Below are 6,032 nucleotides of genomic sequence, written 5' to 3' on the forward strand. Positions count from 1 at the left end.
AGTCGGGCGCCTTTGTCTGCGCGAGCGGGTCAGTCTCCGCCGCCTCGGCCGTCGTCCGTCTCGGACCGGTCGGCGCTCTTGCCGAGTCGGACACCGGCGAGTCCAAGGCCCCCTTGCAGAAGGGCCGTTACGAGGATCGCCACGGCCCAACCGCCGTAGAACAGGCCGCACAGGAGGCCGCCGAGGGTGAGGACGACGAGGAGGGCAGCGAGGACCGAGGCGTACGACGGTGCGGAGTGCCAGCCTCGCAGAGCGACCATGCCGCCGCTCCCGACGATCACGGCCAGCACGCACAAGGCGGTGCGGAGCAATGCGAATCGAAGTGCCGTCCAGGCGTCCCGTACGGTGCGCCCGTCCCCCCGTGTGGTCATGTCAAAGCCTCCCTGTTCCGTCGCAAGCCTAGATCGGCGTCGCTCGGCGGTGCGGTCGGGAGCGGCTAGTCCTGCTCGACTGCGGGGCGCACTCCGCGAACAGAGCGCCCGCCCCGTGCAGGGCGGGCGCTCGAACGCCCGGGTGGGTCAGGCGCGGTCGATGGACGGTGCTCCGTGGCCGTCGACCACCCAGGCCGCTTGATCCCACACCGGCTCGGTGCCGTCGGCGATCCGATGGAGGAGCTCGACCAGGCCGCGGCCGTCGTCGTCGGCTGCGGTCGACCGGGACCACGGGAGGGTGCCGTCCCACGGCATATCGGGGTGGCCCGAGGTGGGGTGGCTGGTCCACGCGTACCAGGCGCGCCACAGGCTGGCGACGTAGACGGTTGCCACCGCGGCCCACGGGTGCACTCGGCGGAACTCCTCCGAAGGAGCGTTGAAGTGCGGCGGCTGGTCGGCCGGGGCCAAGAGCCGGGTGGGGTACCTGTTGACCGGGGCGCGGTCGCTCTCCCATACGACGGCCGCGCCGGTCGTCAGTTCGTCGAGCTGGTCGAGGACGGCGGCGCGCTCGGCACTGCCCGCGGTCCCGGCCGGGGCCGCGTACAACACGTGCCGGTCGTGGAGCCGGACGACGGCCACCGATGCCGGCGGGGCGTCGCGGTCGGCTTCGGCGGCCACGACGACCAGCAGGGCCGAGGGGTTCGCGATGAGCTCGCGGGCGGCGCGCTGCGCGGTGTCATGCTCGGTCCACAGCCGTACGGCGAGGCGGCAGGGGTCGCAGTGTCGACCGCGGCCGAGCGGTTCCTTCTCGCGGGTGTCGCAGCGTCGGCAGATGTGTTGCAGCTCGCGGGCGCGGTCGAGGGCGGCCCGCTGCGCCGGGGTGGCCTTGCGCCTAGGGACGGCGGCGGCCTTCTCGAACAAGGGCGCGTAACTGTTGCCGTGGTAGAGGACTTGGGCGACCGGTTCACCACCGGGTTTGAGCGGTGGGTCCATCTGGGCGAGTTGGGTCTTTGTGGCGAGCGTGTCCGGTACCTGGTCCCATCCGGTGTAGCGCTGGAGATCCGGCAGGGCTGGAATGGCGGCGGGCAAGTGAGTTCCTCCTGTCGGCGAGTCTGGGCTCGCGTGGGGTGTAACGAGTTCGGCGTACGCGCCGAACTGCGGAGCACCCCGCCCCCATGATGAGCGGGCGGGGTGCTTGGTCTGGGAATTGAGGCGGGCGTGGCGGCCAGGGTTGACACGGCGCCGGCATGTGCGGGACGCGCCCCACTGCGACGACTCGGCGCATCGGGCGGCGGGCGGCCGGGGCCTCTGTGTGCGGCCCCGGCGCCGGTCAGCCGGTGACGGGTTCGGGGCCCGCGCCGTACATGCCCCGCACCTCCTTGCCGTCCTTCTTCTGCCGGTGGATCTTGTCGGCCTTCACCAGCTTGGAAAGTGCGTTGTTGAGGGTCGAGCCCTCCAGTCCGGCGGCCTCGCCGATGGCGTCCTTGTGCAGGTAGATGACTTCCAGTTCGAGCGGGTCGGCGTGCTCGGCGAGGACGGCCACAACCTTGTCGTCAGCGGACGGTTCACGGCTGGCAGCGACAGTGATCTCGCCGACGGACCAGTTACCTTCCTCGTCCTCCAAGACGCAGACGAGGGCGAGCTCCTCGCGGTCGTCCCAGTTCGGCATGTCGACTGGGGCGGCGATCTGGCCGTGATCGATGTACGGAGAAGCGTCTTCCAGAATCCAGACGCGCATCATCTCGGGGTGTCCGCCGGGTCCGGCGATGTAGCCCAGGCCGAACGTGCGGCGGGGGTCGTCCTCGGGCATGTCCGGGTCGAAGATGATCCCGCGTTCCTCACGCCAGACGGCCGGGATGTCGGCGGGGTTGCAGCCCTCGAAGTGGTCGGGCAGGTCGACCAGGTTCTTTTGGCTGGAGTCGGAGCGCAGCAGGATCAGCGCGCCGCCATAGATGATGTTGTCCCGGATCGAGGAGAGTCCGCCGAGCTGGTCGAGCTGAAGAATCTGGTTGATCAGCACGAGTTGCACACCGAGGCTGCGGCCCTGTGTGGCGATGGCGTCCACGATGAACGCCGCTTCCTTCCTGTCGGGCGCCTCCTCGCCCAGGAGCCGCGACGCCTCGTCCAGAATGACGGTGACCTGGGGGCGCTCCTTCGTGGCGGCGAAGTTCTTCTGACCCTTTTCGGCGCTCTCGGCGATTCGGTGCTGAAGCAGGTTGTAGGCCACGCGGAGAGCGCCGAGGGCGCCCTTAAGGCCAGTGCCGGAGTGCGCGGCCAGCTCCTCTACAGCCGGGTTGCTGGAGCCCTTGGGGTCGGCGTAGATGACGGCGTGACCGTTGGCGTGGGCGGAGAGGGCCACGAGCTGACCGGCGCCGCCTTTGCCGGAGCCGGTGACGCCACAGATGCAGATGTGCTGCGCGCCCAGCTTGGGGTCAGCCATCTGCACCCGGGCCGGGTGCCCACTGATCCCCTGCCCGAGCACGACGTACCCGTTCGCGTTGGTCTTCAGCACGTGCGGGCCGGGGAAGGCCCGCCCCTCTTCGAGGGGGTTGGTGTGCATGATGCGGATCACGCCCTCACGCGGGTTGAGTCGCGGCTCGTATGAGATCAGCAGCGGGTTCGTCCGCAGCGCGCCGGCAAGTTCCATACGGTCGGGTGAGGGCAGCTTGGAAATGTTCTCGTCGGCGACGACGAGCGCGGCCTTTCCTCCGGTGTTGGGGTCGTCCTGGACGCCTTCAAGGTGGGTGTGCGGCATGGGGCCGCTCTTGCGGGCCACGCGCAACAGCCATGCGCCCTCAAGGGTGTTGGGGTCCATCTCCGGCGGCGGCACCAGGTGCACGGTGATCAGCTTCTCGCCGGGGTGGGTGCCGGGGGTGATGGTCACCTGGTCTGCGGGGACCTCGTAGAGGGCGCCTACGGTCTCCCGGGTGACGTTGACCGGCTGGGGCATGGGGGCGCGGATGACGCCGCGCCACGAGTCGACCGACACCCCGCGTACGGTCAGCTCCTGGTAAGGGTTGGTGCCCTCCTCACCGCTGATGAACTCCGCCCATTTGCGGTAGATGTCGGCGACGGCACCCGATGTCTGCACCGTCTTGGTGGCGGCCTGCGCGGAGGGTGCGGCCTTGGCCTTGCTCGGCTTCTTTGAGCTGAACACGGCGCGGAGCTTGAGCGGGACCAGGGCGACGCCGCCCCACCACGCGAGGGAGACCAGCGCGGGCACCGAGGGGAAGGCCAGGAAGCCGAAGGCGAGGTTGTCCGCGCCAGTCCCGCCGCCGAGGGCGCCGACGGCGAGGGCCGCCGAGGACGTCACCGACGACAGAAAGAGGGTCGAGCGGTGGGCGCGGATGATTTCGTTCCCGGGGATCTGTTCCATTACGGAGTTCGGGACGCGGTTCATGTAGTTAGCCGCGGCGAAGGCCCCGGCACCGCCGACGACCAGTCCGGCGAGACCGGCGGCGCCGGATTCGAGCAACGGGGCGCCGGCGCCGATGATGACGGGGGCCGCGGTGGTGGCGTAGGCGATGCGGCGCTCGGTGGCGGTGTTCATCGGGGGTAGGGTCCTTCCTGGTTCTCAGCACTGATGGGGCCATGGGCGGGGCGCGCTGCCGGGCATTGGAAGCGCGCCCCGTTCGCGTGTCCGGCTATTCCTGCCGGTACCAGCGGTGATCCTTGGCGTGGTCGGGGCTGCGGCCCACGGCGGTGTTGATGCCGTCGTGGGAGGCTTTCGCCTGGGCGTCGGCAGCTTCGGCGGCCTTCCCCGTGGTGTCCGTGCTGGTCGAATACGTCAGGATCGCTTTCGACGTTCCGTCCATGATCTTGGCCAGGTCGGCGGTTTCGGCGATGGTGGCCTGAGCGACTCCCATACGGCCGATGGACTCGGCAACCCGACCGGTGTCCTTCGCAGCGGCCTCCATCGCCTTGGCGCGCTGTCGGACCTGTTCGCCGCCCTTGCGGACGTTCTTCGCGAGTGCCTGCACCTCAGTGCGGAGCTGCTTGTACGTGATCTTGACAGCCATTACGCGGTCTCCTGGTAGAACGCCATTTCGGCGGGCATCGTCTCGGGGCTGTCCACCACGGCTTTGTAGATCAGGCCGTCGCGCTTCTCGACGTTGGCGAGGAGCACCTTTACGGACTCGGCGGCACGTACGGCCTGCTTGTGCGCCTCCTCGGCCGCCGCCGCCTCCTGCTTCGCCGCCTCGGCCATCCGCAGAAGCTTCGGGATCAGCTTCTCGCCGCCCTTGACGCTCTTGGCCTTCTCCGCCAGGGCGGCGGCCTTGCGCGCCTGTTCCTTCTCGTAGGCCACCAATGCCTTCAGGACGTCAGCGGCCTTGATCATCTGCGCGGAACGCGCCTTCAGCCGTCGCTCGAACGTCTTCAGGCTGCGGACCTCACCACGGGTCATCGACTCGCGTGCCGCGCCGTCACCGAGGTAGACGCGTTCTTTGTCGATCCCCTTGACCGTGATCGGGACGACGTTATTCGTGTCGCTCACCGGCTGCTGTTCTCCACTCGTATTGGTCTGCTGCGGGTTCTGCTGTGTGCCGGCGCGCTGCTGCTTGCGGTCGTCGCGGGCCTTGTCGAGCTGGACCTTTTCCTTCGTGGCCTGCTCGGTGCCGTCGGTGTATCCGTCTCGGGTGCCGTCGACATAGGCGCGGACCTGGGCGACGCCGCGCGCGGCCCGGTGGCCGTCGCGGTATCCGGCCTCTCGGGCGGTCTGCGTGCGGGGGCGGGTGCCAGCCGCGGCCGGGGTGGTGTCGGCGGGCTGGGGGGACTGCTGGCCGTTCGGCTGCTGCTGCCCCGGCTTGCCCTTCTCTGCCTCGGTCGTGCCGGGCCGCTGCTTCTCGCCGGTCGGCTCGCCCGCCTTGGGGTCAGTCTTGCGGTTCGGAGCGAGAGCTCCGCCGCCTTCACCGTCATGGACGGTGGTAGTCCGCTGGTCGCCCTTGGCCGTCTTCGAATCGCTCGCTGTCTTGGAGTCGCCGGAATTCTTCGAGTCGTTCGAGGACTTCGCCGAGCGGCTGTTGGCGTTCGAGTCGGTGTTGTGGTTCTTGCCGTCCTTGGACGTCTTCGCCGAACTGTCCTTGGCCGAGCTGCTCTTGTCGTCCTTGTTCGAGGACGTCTTGTCGTCCCGGTTGGTCTTGCCCTGGTTCTGCCGGTGGTTCTTGTCGTCCCGGTTGCGGTTCGAGGCGTTCTTGTCGTCCCGGTTGCTTTTCGCCTGGTGGCCGTTGTTCACCGCGTGCGTGCGGTTGTTCGCCGACTTGGCGTCCTTGTTGCCCTTGTTCTCGTTGGTGTTGGTCGTGGTGGCGCCCCCGACCCGGTTCTCGCTGATCGTGTGGTTGGTGCGGGTCTGCCGCGCCTGCGCCTTGGCCTTCTCGACTTCCAGCGCCTTGACGTTCGCCCCGGCACCCTTGCGCCACCGCTCGACGGCCGCCATCAGGAAGGCGCGCATCACGCTGTCGCCCTGGGCGGCGGCGCCCTCCTCGGTCTCCTCGTAGTCCCCCGCGTGGTAGTCGGCGCTCGATCCGGCGGCCTCGTCGTCGTCGGCGTCGTCGGCAGCCGGGTGGGCGGGAGCAATCGGGGTGAGGGCGGAGGCGAGGAAGCCCCGCGGCTCGTCCGCCGGCGGGGCCGGGGCGGGCTCCGGGCTGACGCCCGGGGCTCCGG

The 6,032-nt window shown here is 69.4% G+C and carries 5 protein-coding genes; all 5 read right to left on the reverse strand.

The features are described 5' to 3' along the window. Positions 1-29: 29 nt before the first annotated feature. Entirely contained in the window at positions 30-371 is a 342-nt protein-coding gene (locus JHN45_RS32450; protein ID WP_201052406.1) for a hypothetical protein, read from the reverse strand. A gap of 147 nt (positions 372-518) precedes the next feature. Beyond that, positions 519-1,460 (reverse strand): hypothetical protein, encoded by a 942-nt coding sequence (locus JHN45_RS32455; protein WP_201052409.1) that lies wholly within the window; start codon positions 1,458-1,460, stop codon positions 519-521. 241 nt (positions 1,461-1,701) lie between these two features. Continuing rightward, positions 1,702-3,921 carry a type IV secretory system conjugative DNA transfer family protein gene (locus JHN45_RS32460; protein ID WP_201052411.1) on the reverse strand — a complete coding sequence of 740 codons (2,220 nt, stop codon included), beginning with the start codon at positions 3,919-3,921 and terminating at the stop codon, positions 1,702-1,704. A 94-nt stretch (positions 3,922-4,015) separates the two neighbouring features. Beyond that, the gene (locus JHN45_RS32465) at positions 4,016-4,390 is read right to left on the reverse strand and encodes a hypothetical protein (protein ID WP_201052413.1); all 375 of its coding nucleotides are present in this window, start codon (positions 4,388-4,390) and stop codon (positions 4,016-4,018) included. After that, a partial coding sequence (locus JHN45_RS32470; RefSeq protein ID WP_201052414.1) for a hypothetical protein occupies positions 4,390-6,032 on the reverse strand: 1,643 nt, incomplete at its 5' end. The genes JHN45_RS32465 and JHN45_RS32470, both read right to left, overlap by 1 nt.

This window comes from Streptomyces sp. MBT53 (assembly GCF_016654115.1).
Classification (GTDB): domain Bacteria; phylum Actinomycetota; class Actinomycetes; order Streptomycetales; family Streptomycetaceae; genus Streptomyces.

What these genes read in the sequence shown, in the direction of transcription:
- JHN45_RS32465 (WP_201052413.1), bottom strand. Translation starts at nt 4,390, where the DNA reads ATGGCTGTCAAGATCACGTACAAGCAGCTCCGCACTGAGGTGCAGGCA.
- JHN45_RS32450 (WP_201052406.1), bottom strand. Translation starts at nt 371, where the DNA reads ATGACCACACGGGGGGACGGGCGCACCGTACGGGACGCCTGGACGGCA.
- JHN45_RS32460 (WP_201052411.1), bottom strand. Translation starts at nt 3,921, where the DNA reads ATGAACACCGCCACCGAGCGCCGCATCGCCTACGCCACCACCGCGGCC.